This is a genomic window from Pseudomonas sp. Je.1.5.c, from assembly GCF_051129895.1.
Classification (GTDB): domain Bacteria; phylum Pseudomonadota; class Gammaproteobacteria; order Pseudomonadales; family Pseudomonadaceae; genus Aquipseudomonas; species Aquipseudomonas urmiensis.
In genome coordinates, this window is record NZ_JBCPSP010000006.1 from 105,928 (window position 1) to 124,300 (window position 18,373).

Annotated in this window: 13 protein-coding genes and 1 tRNA gene; 6 read left to right on the forward strand and 8 right to left on the reverse strand. The window is 59.7% G+C overall.

The genetic code is table 11. The features are described 5' to 3' along the window. Window positions 1-45: 45 nt before the first annotated feature. The 5 genes from AAZU54_RS07435 to AAZU54_RS07455 form a co-directional block, all read right to left on the reverse strand. Window positions 46-119, reverse strand: a tRNA-Gly gene (locus AAZU54_RS07435). A gap of 143 nt (window positions 120-262) precedes the next feature. Beyond that, complete coding sequence (locus AAZU54_RS07440) at window positions 263-1,147, reverse strand: alpha/beta fold hydrolase (RefSeq protein ID WP_186553978.1); 885 nt, start codon at window positions 1,145-1,147, stop codon at window positions 263-265. A 458-nt stretch (window positions 1,148-1,605) separates the two neighbouring features. Continuing rightward, the gene (locus AAZU54_RS07445) at window positions 1,606-2,298 is read right to left on the reverse strand and encodes a pseudouridine synthase (RefSeq protein WP_434726917.1); all 693 of its coding nucleotides are present in this window, start codon (window positions 2,296-2,298) and stop codon (window positions 1,606-1,608) included. 109 nt (window positions 2,299-2,407) lie between these two features. Then, on the reverse strand, window positions 2,408-2,638 hold the full coding sequence (locus AAZU54_RS07450) for a cysteine-rich CWC family protein (RefSeq protein WP_186553980.1): 231 nt from the start codon (window positions 2,636-2,638) through the stop codon (window positions 2,408-2,410). After that, window positions 2,635-4,113, reverse strand: coding sequence for a sensor domain-containing diguanylate cyclase (locus AAZU54_RS07455; RefSeq protein ID WP_434726918.1), 1,479 nt, complete (start codon window positions 4,111-4,113; stop codon window positions 2,635-2,637). The genes AAZU54_RS07450 and AAZU54_RS07455 overlap by 4 nt, the downstream gene beginning before the upstream one ends. Window positions 4,114-4,325: 212 nt before the next feature. Between AAZU54_RS07455 and AAZU54_RS07460 the strand changes: the two genes are divergently transcribed. Further along, window positions 4,326-4,787, forward strand: coding sequence for a hypothetical protein (locus tag AAZU54_RS07460; protein ID WP_312155641.1), 462 nt, complete (start codon window positions 4,326-4,328; stop codon window positions 4,785-4,787). A gap of 34 nt (window positions 4,788-4,821) precedes the next feature. Here the strand turns inward: AAZU54_RS07460 and AAZU54_RS07465 are convergent, their stop codons facing one another. Then, window positions 4,822-5,925 carry an enoyl-CoA hydratase/isomerase family protein gene (locus tag AAZU54_RS07465; protein WP_434726919.1) on the reverse strand — a complete coding sequence of 368 codons (1,104 nt, stop codon included), beginning with the start codon at window positions 5,923-5,925 and terminating at the stop codon, window positions 4,822-4,824. A gap of 128 nt (window positions 5,926-6,053) precedes the next feature. On the opposite strand from AAZU54_RS07465, the gene ung reads away from it, so the two are divergent. The 5 genes from ung to AAZU54_RS07490 all read left to right on the forward strand — a co-directional run bounded on the left by ung (window position 6,054) and on the right by AAZU54_RS07490 (window position 15,656). Then, window positions 6,054-6,746 (forward strand): uracil-DNA glycosylase, encoded by a 693-nt coding sequence (ung, locus tag AAZU54_RS07470; protein ID WP_186553984.1) that lies wholly within the window; start codon window positions 6,054-6,056, stop codon window positions 6,744-6,746. 111 nt (window positions 6,747-6,857) lie between these two features. After that, the gene (locus AAZU54_RS07475; protein WP_186553985.1) at window positions 6,858-8,795 is read left to right on the forward strand and encodes a hypothetical protein; all 1,938 of its coding nucleotides are present in this window, start codon (window positions 6,858-6,860) and stop codon (window positions 8,793-8,795) included. A gap of 214 nt (window positions 8,796-9,009) precedes the next feature. After that, the gene (locus AAZU54_RS07480; RefSeq protein ID WP_434726920.1) at window positions 9,010-11,361 is read left to right on the forward strand and encodes a hypothetical protein; all 2,352 of its coding nucleotides are present in this window, start codon (window positions 9,010-9,012) and stop codon (window positions 11,359-11,361) included. Window positions 11,362-11,848: 487 nt separating this feature from the next. Continuing rightward, window positions 11,849-15,019: an autotransporter outer membrane beta-barrel domain-containing protein gene (locus AAZU54_RS07485; protein ID WP_434726921.1), complete on the forward strand. Its 3,171-nt coding sequence runs from the start codon at window positions 11,849-11,851 to the stop codon at window positions 15,017-15,019. A 241-nt stretch (window positions 15,020-15,260) separates the two neighbouring features. Then, window positions 15,261-15,656 carry a hypothetical protein gene (locus AAZU54_RS07490; RefSeq protein ID WP_186556148.1) on the forward strand — a complete coding sequence of 132 codons (396 nt, stop codon included), beginning with the start codon at window positions 15,261-15,263 and terminating at the stop codon, window positions 15,654-15,656. A gap of 175 nt (window positions 15,657-15,831) precedes the next feature. Here AAZU54_RS07490 and AAZU54_RS07495 read toward each other — a convergent pair whose 3' ends face one another. Then, a complete protein-coding gene (locus AAZU54_RS07495) occupies window positions 15,832-16,866 on the reverse strand; it encodes an AbrB family transcriptional regulator (RefSeq protein WP_434726922.1) in 1,035 nt (344 codons plus the stop codon). After that, window positions 16,859-18,373: a tripartite tricarboxylate transporter permease gene (locus AAZU54_RS07500; protein WP_186556150.1), complete on the reverse strand. Its 1,515-nt coding sequence runs from the start codon at window positions 18,371-18,373 to the stop codon at window positions 16,859-16,861. Before AAZU54_RS07500 ends, AAZU54_RS07495 begins: the two co-directional genes overlap by 8 nt.

The window sequence follows — 18,373 nt, forward strand, 5'->3', positions numbered from 1 at the left end:
TATGACAACGTCATGCGGAACTACTTGAACCGGTGCAGCAAGAAGTGGAGCGGGTAGAGGGAATCGAACCCTCGTCGGAAGCTTGGGAAGCTACTGTTCTACCATTAAACTATACCCGCTTGACGCCTTTACTAAGCGGCTTGCGCTTTGCAGCTCGACTTTGTACCAGAACCCTCCTGCGATGAAAAGCCCAGGCTTGAAAAAGAACAGTCGGCGGCCCGTAGCCTGCGGGTAGTCAAAGGGCTACAGGACGCCGATGCGCTCAGATGGCCAGTGCATGGTGCCCCTGTACATAGTGGTTGCGTTGACGGGGCTCACGCGTGGTCGGCTTGAGAAAGCCCAGCATGACGTTGCGCAGCGCTTCGCTGGCGGTCTTGTGCTCCATATCGAGGAAGTGCCCGGCGCCATTGATCACGCTGAAGTGGCTCTGGCCCACATGCTTGCCGAACTGGCGGGCATCTTCGGCGGTGGTGTATTCGTCACGATCACCGTTGATGAACATCACCGGGATATTGATGTTCGCCGCGCCTTTTAGCGCCCGCTCCAGATCGTGCTGCAGCACCTGATTGATGTGGAACAGCATCTGCGCGTACTCATGGCTGTCCAGGCTGCTGACATGCCGGTAGTTGAAGCGCTTGAACAGCGACGGCAGGTGCTTGCCAATGGTGTCGTTGACCAGGTTGCCGACCTGATAGCGATCGCAAGCGGCCAGGTATTGGCAACCGCGCTCCAGGTAGTCGCGCATGGGTTCGTTGATCACTGGCGAGAACGAGCTGACGATGGCCTTTTTCACCAACCGTGGCTGGTGCGCCAGCGCCAGCAGGGTGCAGGCACCGCCCCAGGAGAACGACATCACGTGGTCGGCCTGGAAGTGCTCGATCAGCTCAAGGAGGATATGCGCCTCGGTCTCCTTGGTCAGCAGACGCTCCTGGCGGTTGTGGGGCTTGGACTTGCCGGCATACGGCTGGTCGTACAGCACCACATTGAATTGCGGGTGCAGGCTGCGCACCGTCTGGGCAAACGAGGCAGTGGTCGCCAGCGATCCGTTGATCAGAATGATCGTCTTCTCGGCGCCGTGCGCGCGATGGAACTCCGTGTAAACCCGATACTGACCTTGGATATCAAGTACAGCGATTTCTGGCCTCATGTCATCGACTCCTGGCGCAAAAAGGGTATTCGCGTCACCTAGGGTGCACGTTGTTTATGACAGGTAGGCACATGCCTTGAAGAGTTTTACCGGGCCCTGTGTCGATCCTTGGCACATGTGTCGACGGTATTGTTTTTGGCGGGCAATTCGCCGTGCCCCAGGGTATCGAGACCCTGGGTGGCCGGCAAAAGGCGTCTTGGACTGCGGTCGTGACTGGCAAGTCACATGCAGACTGACGATTTCGATTCAAGCAGCAGGTTGGCGATCCCGCAAGTGCCGTTCGGGTAATCGTGTAGGAAAAACCGCTGGGCGGTTGTGGGTGCGCTGGTATGGGGCGTAACTCAGGTCAGGCCCTATCGCGGGGCAAGCCCGCTCCCACGTGAAATCCGAGCATGGGAGCGGGGGAGCGTGGGAGCGGGCTTGCCCCGCGATAGCACTGCTGAGAATGACCGCGTGTCTCAGACCGCCGCGATCTCTTGCTGGGTCAGCTCGCGGAACTCGCCCGGCGCCAGGGCCGGGTCCAGGACAATGCTGCCCATGCTCTCCCGGTGCAGCCCGATCACCTTGTTCTGAAAGTGGCCGAACATCCGCTTGACCTGGTGATAACGCCCCTCGACGATTTCCAGCCGGGCCTGATGCGTACCCAGGATCTGCAGCTGGGCGGGCAGGGTGGTCAGGTCCTCGAAAGCAAAATAGAACCCCTCGCGAAACTTGGCAGGGTAGTGCTCGCCAATTTCATCCTCGGTCTGCACCTGATAGACCTTCGGCAGTTTGGTGCTCGGTTGCGTCAAGCGCCGCGACCACTGGCCATCGTTGGTCAGGATCAGCAACCCGGTGGTGTTGAAGTCCAGCCGCCCGGCAATGTGCAAATCCTCGCGCAGTTCGGCCGGCAACAGCTCAAGCACAGTGCGATGTTGCCGATCGTGAGTGGCACTGACGCAGCCCGTAGGCTTGTGCAGCATCAGGTAGCGCGCAGGCCGGCCAGCCTGGTGCAGCTGCTCATCGACCTCGACGCGGCTGAACTCACGCACTTCATGCAGCGGATCGACAACGATCTCGCCATCCACGCGCACGCGCCGCTGCACCAGCAGCAAGCGCACCTGCTGGCGGTTGTAGCAAGGGAGGTTGGCGAGGAAACGGTCGAGACGCATGAGCGCAGCTGAAAGTGGAAAAAGGGCGCGCAGTCTACCCAATTGCTGGCGGATTCGCTGCTTCTCCGCGATAGCATCAGCAGCCTCAATTGGGGGGGCTGATCTGACGCTATCGCGGGGCAAGCCCGCTCCCACGGGGCGGTGTTTTGAGCTGCTCATCGACCGCCGCGCAACGTGGGCACAGGCAAGCCTGGTTGCGCAGTTCGGCGGGCAGGGCTTGGAGCACCGCCGGGTCGATGGTCACGGCAAAGCACCAGCAACCCTGGGTAGCGCTGCGTGGGTCGGCCAGGCCGCATTGGTTGAGGGCGCCGCAGGCGGGGCAGCGCTGGCTGTCGGTCATGAGGCTGTCTCGCAGCAGACGCGGTTGCGTCCGCCCTGTTTGGCACGATAGAGGGCATGGTCGGCGCGGGTCAGCAGCGTGTGCAGGGTGTCGTCCCGTTGCAGGCTGCTCAGGCCGATGCTGGTGGTCAGGCGTAGCGGCTGGTCGTTGTAACTGAAAGTCAGCTGCTCAGTGCGCCGGCGGATTTTTTCCGCCACATCGAACGCTTGCCGACCATCGGCTTCACGCAACAGCACGATGAACTCCTCACCGCCCCAGCGGCAAAGTATATCCGACTGGCGCAAGCTGCCCTGCAGGACGTTGGCGAACTGGCGCAGCACTTCGTCGCCAGCCAGGTGGCCGTGGGTGTCGTTGAGCACCTTGAAATGATCCAGATCGATCAGCAGCGCCACCAAGGGCGTGCTGTCGCGTTGGGCTTCTTGCAACGCTTGCCCGGCCAGCAGATCGAAGCTGCGCCGGTTAGGCAGACCGGTGAGGCTGTCGAGGGTGGCCAGCGCTTCGATGCTGTCTTGATGGCGCTTGACCATGGCATGCAGCAGCGACAACACCACCAGGGTGATCATTGCGCAGATCGCCAGATTCAAGTACAGCGACTGGCGCACCCGCTCCAGCGCGCCGGTCTCGCGCTTGTCTACCAGCAGGTACCAGTCAAGTTCGGGGATCTGCCGCACATTGAGAAAGTGGCTGTGGCCTTCGCTGTCGAGGTAGTCATGGCTGCCAGTGCCGGGGATGGGCATGCGCGCCAGCAGTTGTTCGAACTCGCGGCTCTCGGCCAGTTGCTGGCCCACCCGCAGGCCATGCGCAGTGCCCTTCGAGCCGGTCAGCAAGACCTTGCCGCTGGCATCGGTGAAAAACACCGAGCGCTGGTAGCGCCGCTGGTAGTCGTCGATCAGCTTGACGACCGACTCCACGCTCAGGCCCACCCCGGCAGCGCCAATGAACTGGCCCTGATAGTCGAGCACCCGGTAGTTGATGAACACCGTGAGTTTGTCCTGGTTGGCCATGTCCAGGTCGACGTTGATCTCGTAGGGCTCGTTCAGCTCGCGCAGGCGGTAGTACCAGGCATCGCGCCAGGTGCCGGGCCTGATCTGCTTGAGCACGCCCTTGGCCTGGTAATAGGTGAGCGTGCGCTCGGAGACGAAGAAGGCGGTGCAGGTGTCCTGATTGCCCATCACCTCGCCCAGATAGCGGGTGATGCGCTCGGCGTCCTGTTCGCCGGCCAGCACCCAGTCACGCAGGAAGGTGTCCTGGGCCATCATCGAGGAGATCAGCACTGGGCGGATCAGGTCTTTCTGGATCTCCGAATAGACCGTGTCGGAGGTCAGGGGCAACTCGGTATTGACGATGCCATCGCGAATGGCGCTACGCGAGGCGAAATAGCCGAGCAGGGAAGTGGCCAGAAAACCACACGCCAGCAACAGCAGCAGGGTCAGGATCAGCGAGCGTTGTGAGAACAAGGCGGAACGTGACGGCATGATCTTCCCGTGATGTGTGCCAGTGGCGCCATTCTAGTGAGATGACCGGAAAATGACTGCATGTTTTTTGGGGGTATCCGACTTGTTTCAATTTGTTGCGCAAATGGCACTGGACCTTGGCGCAACTGTCTTAATCAGTGTCGATCAACGCATGCCGATCGACGCTCGCCAGCGCCGCTGTGCCGGGCACTCCAGCGGTCCAGGAGGCCGCCATGTCCCCACGAATCTTGCTGATCGCCCTGCTGGCGCTGCTGACCAGCGCCTGCGCCCCTTATTACGGTAACGGCGGCTACTATCGCACCGAGTACTACAGCGCCGATCGCTACGCCTATCCCGGCTATCAACGCTATGACCGCGGCTATTACGTAGCGCCGCAGCCGCGCTACTACTATCAAGCCGCACCGCGCTATTACCAACCGGCGCCGCGTTACTATCGGCCAGCGCCAGTGCCGCATTACCGGCCTTATCCGCAGCCTGGGGTGAAGCAGTGGCACGGCAATCCGCGCAATGACTACGGCAACCGCCAGCGCTATGACTATGGTCGCGACCGCGACCGGCATGACTACCGCAACGACAACCGCCGCTACCAGGATGATCGCTGGCACTCCAACGGCCGCGGTGACCGCAATCGCCGCCCGGATGGGCCGCGCGGTGAACGCAACTGGCACCGCTAAGCGGGTAGCGGCGTCCTTCAGCTCCGGCACAACCCTACAGATCGGCCAAGGGGTGGCGCCCTTCCCAGACTTTGGCGAAATGCGCCGCCACCACCGCTGTGGGCACCTGCGCCACATCTGGCCAGTGCCAGCGCGGTTGGTTGTCCTTGTCGATCAGTCGCGCGCGCACGCCTTCGCTAAACTCCGGGTGCCGGCAGCAATTAAGGCTCATCGCATATTCCATCTGGAACACTTGCGCCAACGACAGGTGCCGGGCCCGCTGAATCTGCTCCCAGACCAGGTGTGCAGTGAGCGGGCAGCCAGCATGCAGGCGTAGTCCAGCGCTGGCCAACAATGGGTCGCTATGCTGCTGCAGCCCAGCCAGCGCCCGCCAGGCAGCTACCGGATCGGCGACATCGAGCAACTCGTCAATCAACGCCCTGCGTGGTAACCACTGTGCTTGCGGCAGTTCGACGCTGGCACGGTGCTGTTCACACTTGAGCAGGCTGTTCAATTGCAGGTTGGTTTGCTCTTGCCAGTTCAGTTGCAGCAGCTCCTCGATCAACGCGTCCTGCTGGTGCTCGCCAAAGAAACGATCCGCCAGGCCCAGATCGAGCGCATCACGCGCGTTGATCGGCGCCCCGGTCAGCCCCAGGAACAACCCCAGCTTGCCGGGCAGGCGGCTGAGGAACCAGCTGGCGCCCACATCGGGGTACAAGCCAATACTGATTTCCGGCATGGCCAAGCGGCTGCTGGGGGTGACGATACGCACCCCCGCGCCTTGCAGCAGGCCCATGCCACCGCCGAGCACATGCCCATGCCCCCAGCACAATAGCGGTTTAGGGTAGGTGTGCAGGCGATAATCCAGGCGGTATTCAGCGGCAAAGAAGGTCGCCGCCAGCGGCGGGACGCTACCGGGATGCTCACGGCATGCATCGACCAGCGCGCGCACGTCGCCGCCAGCGCAAAAGGCCTTGCTGCCACTGCCACGCAGCAGCACGCAGACGATTCCCGGGTCACTGGCCCAAACGCGCAGTTGCTCGTCGAGCACCTCGATCATCGGCAGGCCCAATGCGTTGAGCGCCTTGGGTGCATCCAGGGTGGCGATACCGATCCGGGCGCCATCGACGCCGGTGAGTACCTCGCTTGTAATGGACATGGACTACCTCGCACAAGTCATCCGCCAAGTATGGCCTGCTGAGCAGATCGCGCTGGTCGTCGGTCGGATCGATTGACAAGCCAGGGCAGCTTTCCTAGTGTCGCGCCACTTTGCTTTTGGATAGCCCCATGACCGACGACGACCGCATCAAGCTCGAACCCAGCTGGAAGGAGGCGCTACGCGCTGAATTCGACCAGCCCTACATGCACCAGCTGCGCGAATTCCTCCGTCAGGAGTACGCCGCTGGCAAGGAGATCTATCCGCCGGGTCCGCTGATTTTCAATGCGCTGAATTCGACGCCGCTGAACCAGGTCAAAGTGGTCATTCTCGGCCAGGACCCGTACCACGGCCCGGGGCAGGCCCACGGTTTGTGTTTCTCGGTGCAGCCGGGCATTGCTACGCCGCCTTCGCTGGTCAACATCTACAAAGAACTGCAGCGTGATTTGAACCTGCCCATTCCTAATCATGGCTATCTGCAGAGCTGGGCCGATCAGGGCGTGTTGTTGCTCAACACCACCATGACCGTAGAGCGCGCCAATGCCGCTTCGCATGCGAAAAAAGGTTGGGAGTTGTTTACTGATCGAATCATTCAGCTGGTCAGCGAGCAGTGCCCCAACGTGGTGTTTCTGCTGTGGGGCGCCCATGCCCAGAGCAAGCAAAAGCTGATCGACGGCACCAAGCACCTGGTGCTCAAGTCGGTGCATCCATCGCCGCTGTCGGCCTATCGTGGGTTCTTTGGCTGTGGCCATTTCAGTCGGGCTAATGGCTTTTTGCAGCAGCATGGCATGAGTCCGATCGATTGGGCGCTGCGGCCGCTTTGAAGGTAACTACCTAGCATTTTTGTCAGTTTCGCCCTGGCTGCGTTGCGCGCTAGATTTCACCCAGCAAATCCGCAAGCCGAACTTTGCAGGCCTGCACCAGAGGGGTGTTTCATGACGCAGCCGCTACCAAGTACCAGGGCCGGCACCACGGATCTTCCTGAACCGAACCTGCCCGCAGTGCTTGCATTGCTTGCCGATGAAAACGGTGCCTTCACCGTACCGCTCACCGCGCAGGGCGCTGCGTTGGAGATGCAAGTGCTCGGTTGGGCAGATTACGAAGCTAGCTATGCACAGTTGGTGAGTGAGGGTTACACCGATCCGCAGATGATCTTTCGTTGCTTGTGGGAAGGCGCGGCAGTCGCAGAGTTTCCAGTAAAAATGGAGCCCCGCGCGGTAGATTTCTTTCCGGTGCAGTTGCAGATGCCCGCACACTTGCTCAACCGTGAAGGCGTGTGGTCGGTTGGCTACTCGGCCGAAGTGGAGGTCATCGGCAATCCGAGCACGTCTTCTTCCATACAGATTCGTATTGATCGAACAGCACCCAACTTCGGCAATCCTGCACCCTTGCGTAACGATAACGTGAGGCTGGTTGACCCTACCTATCTCGCCAACAATGCTCAGCAAGCGATCTTTTTCCTCGATCGCTGGGTCGATATACGCTTGGGCGACCGTGCCTTGTTATTTGTTATCCCTCAAGGGCAAGCGGCGACACCCGAAACGCCTACCGTGGAAGTCGAAGTCACGCCTGAGAACATCAATCTGCAGCCGTTTCCTATCGCTGTCCCGGCCGGGTTATTACGTGATGGGCAGTTCCGAGTGGTCAGCAAGTTGCTTGACCGTTCGGGCAACGTCGGTCGTGAATCGACCTCGCGGGACGTCGAGATACGTTTGACTGTCGGCCCAGTGCTGCCTGCTCCAGTCGTACCGTTAGCTAGCGATGGTTTGATCGATCTGCAGGAGGCGCGTGGGTTGGTAACTGTTGAAGTCCCGCAAATCACCCAGGCGCTCGCCGGCGATAGCATTCAGGTCTATTGGAATGATCGCCCGCTTGCGCTATGGCCAGTACCTGCTACCCCGCAGTGGCCTGCCACTGTGATCGTGCCCTGGGCGACGATCACCGCCGATGGTTTCGTTGGCCCAGTGCTGCGGTCAGTGCGCTATGAGCTGGTGCAAAATGCGGGAAGGTCGCCTTCACCTGTCATCCAGGTGAACGTCGATTTGCGCGTGGCAGGGCCTGATCCGCAGGGGCCCGGAGAGGTCAACACACAGCTTGCTCCCGTGGTGGTGAGGGGGCGCACGGCGGATAACGTCCTCGGGCTTGCGGATGTCGCTCTGGCCGTCATGGTCGATGTTGAGCTTTACCCAAGCCCCCGCGCCGGTGAGGTGCTTGAGCTGCATTGGGGGAACTTGCCACAGGTGGTTGCTACTTACCTGGTGAGCGGTAATGAACCGCCGCGACAGAGGGTTACCTTTTCCCCGGTGCCTTACGAGGTGATCAGGCAAGGCGGTGATGGCCCTGCCGTGCAGGTGTTCTACCGAACGGCGATAGGCGGCAACCGACAACGAGCCAACCCGACGTCGGTCAGAGTTGACACGGCACAACTGACTCGATTGACGGTGACCAGACCACGACTGACGCCTTTCCAACCCATTCTCAACTGTGCCACGCAACCCTGGCTAGGCATAACGATGACCGTTGCGCAGCACGCGGACATTCAGGTGAGAGACCGTCTGGAGCTGCGTTGGCAGTTGTTCCGCACGCAGAGTGATGGGGTGGCTTCCCAGCCGCTTATGCCAGCCCCGGAATATCTTGCGCCAATAGTGGTCACCCAGGCGGGTGCGCAGACCTTGCAGATGAACGAGTTCAATAGGCTGATCTTTGATGTGTTCGCCGCAGCCGGGAGGGTTTACACGGGCTACGCGAGGATCGGCTATCGGTTGACCAAGCCAGATGGCCGAACCGTTGAAGCGCCACTGTCCTGGGTGCCCATCGATCTCCAGCGAGCAAGCTTTGTGGTCTGTACCCCAACGGGTGATGTGAGGGTTTAACACTGCTTGGCAGTTAGCAATTTAGTGTCGACCTAAGTTACAGACGTTTCATGACATGCAGTAGCACCTATCGATATCTGCTCAGACCAGCAGAGGAGGGCGGATGGCCATGTCAGAAAGATAATTACAGTGTTCAAAGAAGATGAGTAGTTGTAGTAGAGCGTTCAGTGGTAGGGCTAATTACACTCCGGCTAGTAGATTAGGGATAGAGACAATGACTATTCAAGAGAAAGACTCCAGCGATAATGGCACACTAATGATCATTGAATCAGGCGATTTTTTTGCGCCGATCGGACAGGTGCAGAATGACCTGTCGCTCAGTGTGAATGAGCGTACTCTGGCCGAGCAGCGACTAGAAGCTAAAGAAATGTCAGCGCGTCGAAAAGAAGCCAATGACAAGCTATTGACGTCGAGTACAAAACCTAAAGCGCGGACCCGGCTCGCAGCCGGTACGGATGCGCCAGCGGACATTTCTATTCTTGCGGCCGCGGCTTTTACCCTCAGCAATACCTTGCCAGATGTTGATGATGCACGTCAAAATACCGTTCCCGCCGCGGCGTGGGAAGATGCCGATAGTAGCGGAAATAGCTTAATCACCATTACCGTGCCGCGTTGGGCATCCACGGTATCGGACACGGAAGCTCCGGATTATGCCGGCACTAATGACGTTATTTACTTCGGGCGGCAGGACCGAAATAATCCGGCCAACAATATTCGCTACGGAGATTTTTTATTCAGTACGCCATTTGAACTCACCACGGCTACCAGTCCTGCCGAGTACACGTTCACGCTTACTCCAGATTTCATCCGCTGGCTTGACCCGGATCGGCTCAACAACATTTTTTACATTGTCACTAACGAAATTGTCTTAAACGATGCGATGTCGCCCCTACAGCCGTTGTTCGTAGATGCGACTCCGCCGTCCTTTCGCTCAACACCGGGTCCGCTAGGTATCCCGACAACCCCTGCCGGTATCACCGCACCGGTCGTGCTAACCAGAGCGCTACTCGAGAGCAATCAGCTCATTGAGTTTCCTGTACCACTGGCCACTGGCGCCTGGCCAGGTGATCGAATTGTGGTCAGGGCCGGTGGGGTTATCGTGCATGAGGCCGTGATGTGGCCAATTGATGACCAGGTTCAACCCCTGCCCCTTCCCGCTCCTGCTCCTAACGCTACTGTGGCCATTCCCTCCATTGCGCTTCTTGCGCTGGGAGAGGGGCCCAAGGAATTGGAATATGAGCTGATCGATCGTGCTGGTTGGGGATCGGGTCGTTCCCAGTCTCTGCAGGTCACCCTGCGGCTGGATGCTGTACCTGGGGTATTGCCTGCGCCAGTCATTACCGCTGCGCGCGTGGATCGCGTGATTGCCCGCACGGGGCTGCCTATTCGGGTGCCGGATATTACCAATGCACAGCCCGGCGACCTGATCGAAATGCGCCTGATCCGTCCCATTGCTGCCAACCCCCCAGGAGATACCGGTAATGTCGTGACACTGCCGACGTTCACATACGGTAGTAACCCTCGCACCGTCATCGCCAGTTGGGATGATCTGGCAGTGCCTAGATTAGGCGGTCAGTCCTTCTATGATCTGAATGTGGAATATACCTTGCGCCGAGGGACCGCCGATCTCGGTATCTCGCCTCGCGCCATCGTGCCTTTGGATCTGCGCACGGTGGGTCCAGTACCGATTGACCAAGGCCCTGTGAATACAGCGCTTACGCCAGTTGTTGTACGGGGTCCTGCTTCACAGACCGACAACTTGATCGATAGTCGTGATACAGGCCAGGATGGCGTCATCACGTTTACCTACTATGAAGGACTGGCTGCCGGTCATGTGGTCAGGTTCTTCTACGATGGTGGCACGGCAGCTGATCAACTCGCTGAACTTGAACTGGTGGGCAACGAGACTGTAGGAACCACGGTTACCGTGGCGTTGCCGGAAGCTGTGATCACGGCGCGCGGCAATGGGCGCAAGCCTATCTACTATGAAGTGTATGCAGATGACACAGCGGCCAACGCGAATAACTTCCAGCGTTCGCCGACTACCGATGTCAGGGTTCAATTCGTTACCTTGGCGCTAACGTCGTTCATTAGATATACCGCTGTTGCCGACACTCGCGTAGCTAACGGGCAGGTCATACAGCAGCAGAACCGTCGGCCAGGTTCGCCCGTTACCCAAACCGGTATCATTAACTGCGGGGCGCAGCCGTGGCTTGGTATCAATCTTGAAATTATCGAGCCCACTTTAGTTGTCGGTGACATCGTTACGATTACCCTGACCTACTCCAGTAATGCTCTGGGTACTGCCTTGGTCAATCAACACTACACCTTCGATCATGATGTCACTCAAGCTGACGTGAATGATCGCCGCCTGCTTCACAGCGTGCCGTATAGCCAGATCATGTTCTACAACGTCGGCAGTGGACCAACGCCGGCACTTGCCAGCGGTAGTTTCGTCAGCAGTTTCACCGTGACTAAAGCTGACGGAGGCTTCGGTAGTACCGCTGACTGCCTTGTTCGGTACAGCAGACTGCAGACCAATACAGTCTGTGGGCCTGCCCTCTAAGTGTTGAAACTGCCGCGGTGGTTGTGATGGCCACCGCGGCGCTAGTTTTCGTGATTAGAGACAATTCTTGTAGGAAAGAACTCATACGGTTGTTGAGTTTTCCTACAGAAAAGGGCCATCCAAAAGAATAAATTGCCGGCGCTTATTCATTGGAGCGCGCGACAGTCGCGCCTTCTGTACATCTCATGCCCGAAATTGGAGCTCGAAGATGCGAAACTGCCGAACTCGCCCGGAAAAACAAATTGCCTTGTCCCTCGCTGGTGTTATCAGTTTACTGACATTGGCTGCCAGCCCCCTGCATGCACGGGATCTAACTGGGCAGAGCCTGACTATTGATGCGACCACTGCTCTGGATACCTACAACTTGAGTGCCGCTTCGGTATTGACCGTCGATGGGGCGCAGACAGGGGCAATACAATCCTCTCAATCTACATTGAACATTCTCAGCGGCACGACGACGGCGCCGACCGTTAGCGCTATCAGACTTGTGGACAGTCAAGCGACTATTGGCAACGCCACCATCACCTCGACCAATCTCACCGGGGTCTTGTTGGGGCGGTTGAACATCGGCTCTACTGCCCGTATAACCGACAGTCAGATTAGTGGCGGTTTTGCCGGCGCACAGGCGTCCGCCCGTAGTCAGCTGATCATCCAGCGTTCGCAGGTTACGGCAACCACCCCCGCCGGGGTGGGGCTGCGACTGCTCGGAGGCAGTGCCGATGTCAGTGCTAACAGTGTCATCACTGGCCAAACCGCAGGCATCCGTCTGGCGCAAGAGAGTCCGACAGTCAACGTGCCAGCACTGACGCTGGATAATTCCCACGTGGTAGGCGTAAATGGCCCGGCAATAGCGGCGGGAGGGGGCACAGAGGCCACCTTGCAAGTGAGCAATGGCTCGACGTTGACCGGTAACAATGGCGTCGCACTTAACCTGGAGCGTACCAGTAACCTTGCCGCTGTAGTGGAAGACTCTCGGCTGGTAGGCGGCGTCACGGTTGCTGAGCAAGCCCTCGGCGACCTGCTTTTCGACAATTCACAGATCGATGGCCATCTTCAGATCGCGGGGACGCTCGATGCGTCACTCGATCAGTCGACGCTCAACGGCAATCTGAATGTCAGCGAACTGGGCGATGCCTCCGCTAGGTTCACTGACACCGCGGCCATGAACGGCAACATTGATTCTGCCGGTGCTGCAGTGGTGAGTTTCGAACAGTCGAACATGACCGGTAACGCTGTGGTTACCGATACCGGTACGCTGAATTTGTCATTCAGCGAAGGCAGTATGACCGGCAATATCGAGTCTGCTGGCAATGCCACGGCCACCTTCAATCAATCGACCCTGACCGGCGATGCCGTTGCTGCTACCGGTGGTACGCTCAACCTGACCATGACCGATGGGCGCATGGACGGCAACATCGACTCCGCTGGTAGCGCAACGGTTGACCTCGCGCGAACTGCGTTGATGGGCAACGCCACAGTCGCCAACGGCGGCACGCTTGGCATGACTGTGAACGGTGGCAGCATGACTGGCGATATCGAGTCTGCCGGCACGGCCTCGGCTACGTTCAATCAAGTGACGCTGAGCGGCAATGCCCTTGCCGCTACCGGTGGTACGCTCAATATGACCATGACTGATGGGCGCATGGACGGCAACATCGACTCCGCTGGCAGTGCAACGGTCGACCTCACGCGAACGGCCTTGACCGGTAATGCCACGGTCGTCAACGGCGGCACGCTTGGCATGAGCTTGAACGGCGGCAGCATGGCTGGCGATATCGAGTCTGCCGGCACTGCCACAGCTACCTTCAATCAAGCGACGCTTACCGGCGATGCCGTGGCCGCAACCGGCGGTACACTCAACCTGAACATGACTGATGGACGCATGAACGGCAACATCGAGTCTGCCGGTACTGTCACAGCGAACCTCAGCCAATCAGCACTGACCGGCAACGCGATCGTCACTGACGCCGGCACCCTTGATCTGACCCTAAACGGCGGCAGCATGGCCGGCGATATTCAGTCGGCAGGCGCTGCTACCAGCACCTTCAATCAAGCGACGTTGACCGGTAATGCCGTGGTCGCCGATGCAGGCAAGCTCGATCTGTCCTTCAACGGCGGCGCCATGCAGGGCAACATCGATTCGGCCGGCAGCACTACTGCGACCTTCAACCAGGCGGCGTTGACGGGCAATGGCACGGTTACCAACACCGGCTCGCTCAGCCTTGCGCTGGACCAGGGCCAGATGACCGGTAACGTCACCGCCGCCTCCGGCGCAATGGCCGACGTCAGCTTGGTCAATAACTCGACCTTGCTGGGTACGCTGAACAACGTGCGCAACGCTAACGTTGCCAGCGGCTCGAACTGGACCCTGAACGGAAACAGCAGCGTCGGTGACCTGGCCTTGAATGGCGGTCAAGTGACCTTCGGCGACACCCCAAGTTTCCATGAGCTGACGGTGAACAACCTGTCCGGCAACGGCACGTTCGTCATGGGCAGTGATTTTGTCAGCGGTGAAACCGATCAACTGATCGTTACTGGCAGCTCCAGTGGCAATCACGGCTTGCTGGTCGCCAGCAGCGGCAATGAGGCCACCGTGGAGTCGATGCGCCTGGTGCAAACGCAAGATGGTGCAGCCCAGTTCCACCTGCTCAACGACCGCGACCGAGTGGATGTAGGCGCCTACTCCTATGAAATGACCAAGGATGAAAACAACGACTGGGTACTCAACCGCGAGACCCGCACCATCTCGCCGATGACCCGTTCGGTGATGGCCCTGTTCAATACCCCGATCACGGTGGCCTATGGTGAGCTGAGCTCGCTGCGCAGCCGCATGGGTGAGCTGCGCTACAGCGAAGGCCGCGATGCCGGCTTGTGGATGCGCGCCTATGGCAACAAGTACAATGTCAGCGGCGCGTCATCGGGCGCTGGCTATCAGCAAAACCAACATGGCTTGAGCCTGGGCGCCGACATGCAGGTGGCCGAGACCGACTGGCTGGTGGGTGTGCTGGGTGGTACCAGTCGCTCGGACCTGAACCTCGACTATGGCACTTCGGGCCGGGTCGACAGCTACTACCTGGGCGGTTACGCCACCTGGCTGGACCGTGAGACCGGTTACTACGTCGACACCGTGGTCAAGTACAACCGCTACCAGAACAACGCCAAGGTTGGCTTGAGCGACTCGACCCGGACCAAGGGCGACTACGACACCCACGGCCTGAGTGGCTCGGTTGAGGCCGGTAAGCACATCAAGCTCAACGATGGCTACTTCATCGAGCCCTTTGCCCAGGTGGCCACAGCCGGGGTAGCTGGCAAGGACTACAGCTTCGACAACGGTCTGCGCGCCGAAGGTGATACTGCCAGGTCGCTGCTGGGCAAGGTTGGTACCACTGTCGGCAAGACTATCCCGCTCGATGGCGGCGGCATGCTCCAGCCTTACGTCAAGGCCGCTTTCGCCCACGAGTTCGTCAAGCGCAACGAAGTACAGGTGAACAACAACGTGTTCAACAATGACCTGTCCGGTTCTCGTGCTGAGCTGGGGGCGGGGGTGTCGCTGGCGCTGTCCAAGCAGTTCCGTGTGCATGCGGATGTGGAGTACAGCAATGGTAAGCACATCGAGCAGCCTTACGGGGTGAACCTGGGACTGCGCTACGATTTCTGATAAGCGCGGTTAGAGAAAAGGAAGCTTCGGCTTCCTTTTTTATTGGGTGTCGATTCTTGGGATTAACTTGGGCAGAAGCCCTTTTCCTAGCAGTTCTGCCAGTTTCGATCCACGTAGCGTAACGGCGCAGTGGGAAGATCTGGCAGTACCCCTGCTTCTCGGCCAGTCCTCATACACGCTGCATGTTGAATACGTATGGTATCGAGACGGTACGCCACGTGGGACTTCACCGCGTGCGGTCGTGCCACTCGATCTTCGCACAGTGGGCCCAGTACCCGTTGATCGAGGACCGGTCAGCCCCAGCCTTACCCCAGTTTCAGTTCGCGGTCGTATTTCGCCAACGGTTAATGAAATTACCGAGCGCGATGCGGCTGGCGGTGCAAATGCTGATATTACTTTCACCTTCTACCAAGGGCAGGCGGCCGGTCACTTCGTAAGGTTCTTCTACGACGGGGTGGAGTTGCTCGCGGCACAAGTGCGTACACTGGTCGGCACTGAAACCCCAGGCGGCACTGCTGTCGTGACGCTGCCCAATGCAACCTTGCTGGCGCAAGGTAATGGGCAGAAGCAGATTTTTATGAAATCTATCCTGATGCCACTGCGACCAATGCAGGCAACTTTCAACGCTCACCCGTAACCACTATCAGGGTCAACATCAGTGCGTTCGTGAGGTGCGTTGCTATTCTCAACAATCAATTACAAAACCAACGCCCAGGTACTGCTGCGTCACGGTGATTCGCTCCGAGCCCTGCGTTGTAAGGTACAGCCGGGTGGTGCGAGAAGGCGTTATATGTTCCTGAGTATTAAACCCGTTACTTTTGGCGGCTGGCATTCCAACGCCGAAACAACGGCTCCGCCAAAAACAGCACGAACAGCAAACGCATAACCTGCATCGCTGTCACCAGCGGCACCGACAGTTGCAAGGTCTCGGCCGTCAGGCTCATCTCGGCGATGCCGCCAGGCATCATGCCCAGCGTCAGTGAGCGCAAGTCCAGATGGGTAAGGCTGCTCAGCACCCAGGCGGCGCTGGCGGCAATCAGCATGCTCAATGCGCTGGCAACCAAAGTACGACCCAAAAACGAGGGGGCACGGCGAAAGAACGCCCGGTTGAAATGGCAGGCCAGGCCGCTGCCGATCAACCACTGGCCAATCTGGCTGGCGCCATTGGGCAGGGCGATTTGCAGGTTGCCGGCAAGGCTCACGCAGGCCGCCACCAACAATGGCCCGAACAGCCAGGGGTTGGGCTGGCGCAGGCGCTGCCAACCCAGGGCGACCAGCACGGCCAGCGGTGCGATCAACGCCAGCCAGCCCCAGCTAACACTGTTGGCGTGATTCAGCGGCACGCCGTCGCCGACCACAAATTTGAACAGCGCCGGCACGCACAACACCACCGCCAGCACCCGCAGGCTTTGCGCCGCAGCTACTTGGCTGAGCACCGCGCCATTGCGCGCGCCAAGGTTGACCATCTCTCCCGAACCGCCTGGCATGCTGGCGAAGAATGCCGTGGCGCGGTCCTCGCCAGTGCGCCGCAGCAACCACACGCCGATCACGCTCGACACTGTAGTGAACAGCGCGCCAAACACGATCAACGTGAAATGCCCAGCCACCTGCTCGATCACCGCCGGGGTGAAGTGCAGGCCAATGCCGACGCCAATGATCCACTGGCCGCATTTACGCCCGTTCGGGATCTCCGTCAGCTGCCAAGGCGTCAGGCAGCGCACCAGGATGATCGCCAGTAACGAGCCGACCATCCATGGCAAAGGCCAGCCGACCAGGCTGGCGAGATACCCGCCCGCCAGCCCGACCAGCCCGGTGGCCCAGAACAGCGGTAACGACCGATCAGGCATCCGCCACGGCCCGACGTTGCAGGCTGCGGCGGCGCCAGATGCGCAGCAGCGGCAGGCTCAGCATGCAAATGGTCAATACCCACACACCCATGCTGATCGGGCTCGACCAGAGAATGCCCAGCTCGCCGTTGGAGATCGACAGGGCGCGCCGCAGGTTCTGCTCCATCAAGCCACCGAGAATGAAGCCGAGCAGGATCGGCGACAGCGGGAAATCCAGCTTGCGCAGGATGTAGCCCATGATGCCGATGCCGACCATCAGGAACAGGTCGAAGGTAGTGGCATGCACGGCGTACACGCCGATCGCGGTGATGATGGCGATCACCGGCACCAGCGCCCAGTTCGGCACGGCGAGGATGCGGGTGAAGATGCGGATCATCGGGATGTTGAGGATCACCAGCATGATGTTGGCGATGAACAACGACGCGATCAGGCCCCAGACGATGTCCGGCTGCTGTTCGAATAGCATCGGGCCTGGGGTGATGTTGTACAGGGTCAGCGCGCCGATCATCACCGCTGTGGTGCCCGAGCCGGGAACCCCGAGGGTCAGCATGGGTACCAGGGCGCCGCAGCAGGAGGCGCCAATGGCGGTTTCCGGGGCCGCCAGGCCACGGGCATCGCCCTTGCCGAAATTACCCTTGGCGCCAGCGATCTTTTTCTCGGTCATGTAGGCAACCGCGCTGGCCAGGGTCGCGCCGGCACCCGGCAACACACCCATGATGAAGCCAAGCAGGCCGCAGCGGATGTTGACCACGAACACCGAAGCCGCTTCCTTGAAGTTGAACAGCATGCGTCCGGTGGCCTTGACCGCTTGGTGGCCATGGTGGGTTTTTTCCAGCAGCAGAAGGATCTCGCTGATGGAGAACAAACCAAGCACCAGGACCACGAACTGAATGCCGTCGGCCAGGTGCACGCTGTCACCGGTGAAGCGGTACACACCGCTGTTGGCGTCGATGCCGACCGCCGACAGGAACAGGCCGATCAGGGCGGCGATAAAGGTCTTCAGCGGTTTGTCGCCGGCCATGCCGCCGAGGGCGACGATGGCAAACACCATCAACACGAAGTATTCCGCCGGGCCAAAAGCGATCGCCCATTTCGCCAGCAGCGGCGCGAACAGGACCATGCCGCAGGTGGCAATGAAGGCGCCGATGAACGAACTCCAGGCCGACAGCGACAAGGCCACCCCAGCCAGGCCCTGGCGGGCCATCGGGTAGCCGTCGAGGGTAGTCATCACGGTGGAGGCTTCACCGGGGATGTTCAGCAGGATCGAGCTGATGCGTCCGCCGTATTCGCAGCCCAGGTACACCGCCGCCAGCAGGATCAGCGCCGACTCTGGTGGCAGGCCGAGGGCAAAGGCAATCGGGATCAGCAACGCCACGCCATTGATTGGCCCCAGGCCCGGCAGCAGGCCGACCACGGTGCCGATCAGGGTGCCGGTCAGGGCGGTAACCAGGTTGTAAGGGCTCAGGGCGACGCCGAAGCCCTGGCCCAGGTAGCTCAAGGTATCCAT

Bases quoted from the DNA above. Each gene is read 5' to 3' on its own strand.
- AAZU54_RS07440 (WP_186553978.1), bottom strand. From the start codon at position 1,147: ATGAGGCCAGAAATCGCTGTACTTGATATCCAAGGTCAGTATCGGGTT.
- AAZU54_RS07445 (WP_434726917.1), bottom strand. From the start codon at position 2,298: ATGCGTCTCGACCGTTTCCTCGCCAACCTCCCTTGCTACAACCGCCAG.
- AAZU54_RS07450 (WP_186553980.1), bottom strand. From the start codon at position 2,638: ATGACCGACAGCCAGCGCTGCCCCGCCTGCGGCGCCCTCAACCAATGC.
- AAZU54_RS07455 (WP_434726918.1), bottom strand. From the start codon at position 4,113: ATGCCGTCACGTTCCGCCTTGTTCTCACAACGCTCGCTGATCCTGACC.
- AAZU54_RS07460 (WP_312155641.1), top strand. From the start codon at position 4,326: ATGTCCCCACGAATCTTGCTGATCGCCCTGCTGGCGCTGCTGACCAGC.
- AAZU54_RS07465 (WP_434726919.1), bottom strand. From the start codon at position 5,925: ATGTCCATTACAAGCGAGGTACTCACCGGCGTCGATGGCGCCCGGATC.
- ung (WP_186553984.1), top strand. From the start codon at position 6,054: ATGACCGACGACGACCGCATCAAGCTCGAACCCAGCTGGAAGGAGGCG.
- AAZU54_RS07475 (WP_186553985.1), top strand. From the start codon at position 6,858: ATGACGCAGCCGCTACCAAGTACCAGGGCCGGCACCACGGATCTTCCT.
- AAZU54_RS07480 (WP_434726920.1), top strand. From the start codon at position 9,010: ATGACTATTCAAGAGAAAGACTCCAGCGATAATGGCACACTAATGATC.
- AAZU54_RS07495 (WP_434726922.1), bottom strand. From the start codon at position 16,866: ATGCCTGATCGGTCGTTACCGCTGTTCTGGGCCACCGGGCTGGTCGGG.
- AAZU54_RS07500 (WP_186556150.1), bottom strand. From the start codon at position 18,373: ATGGATACCTTGAGCTACCTGGGCCAGGGCTTCGGCGTCGCCCTGAGC.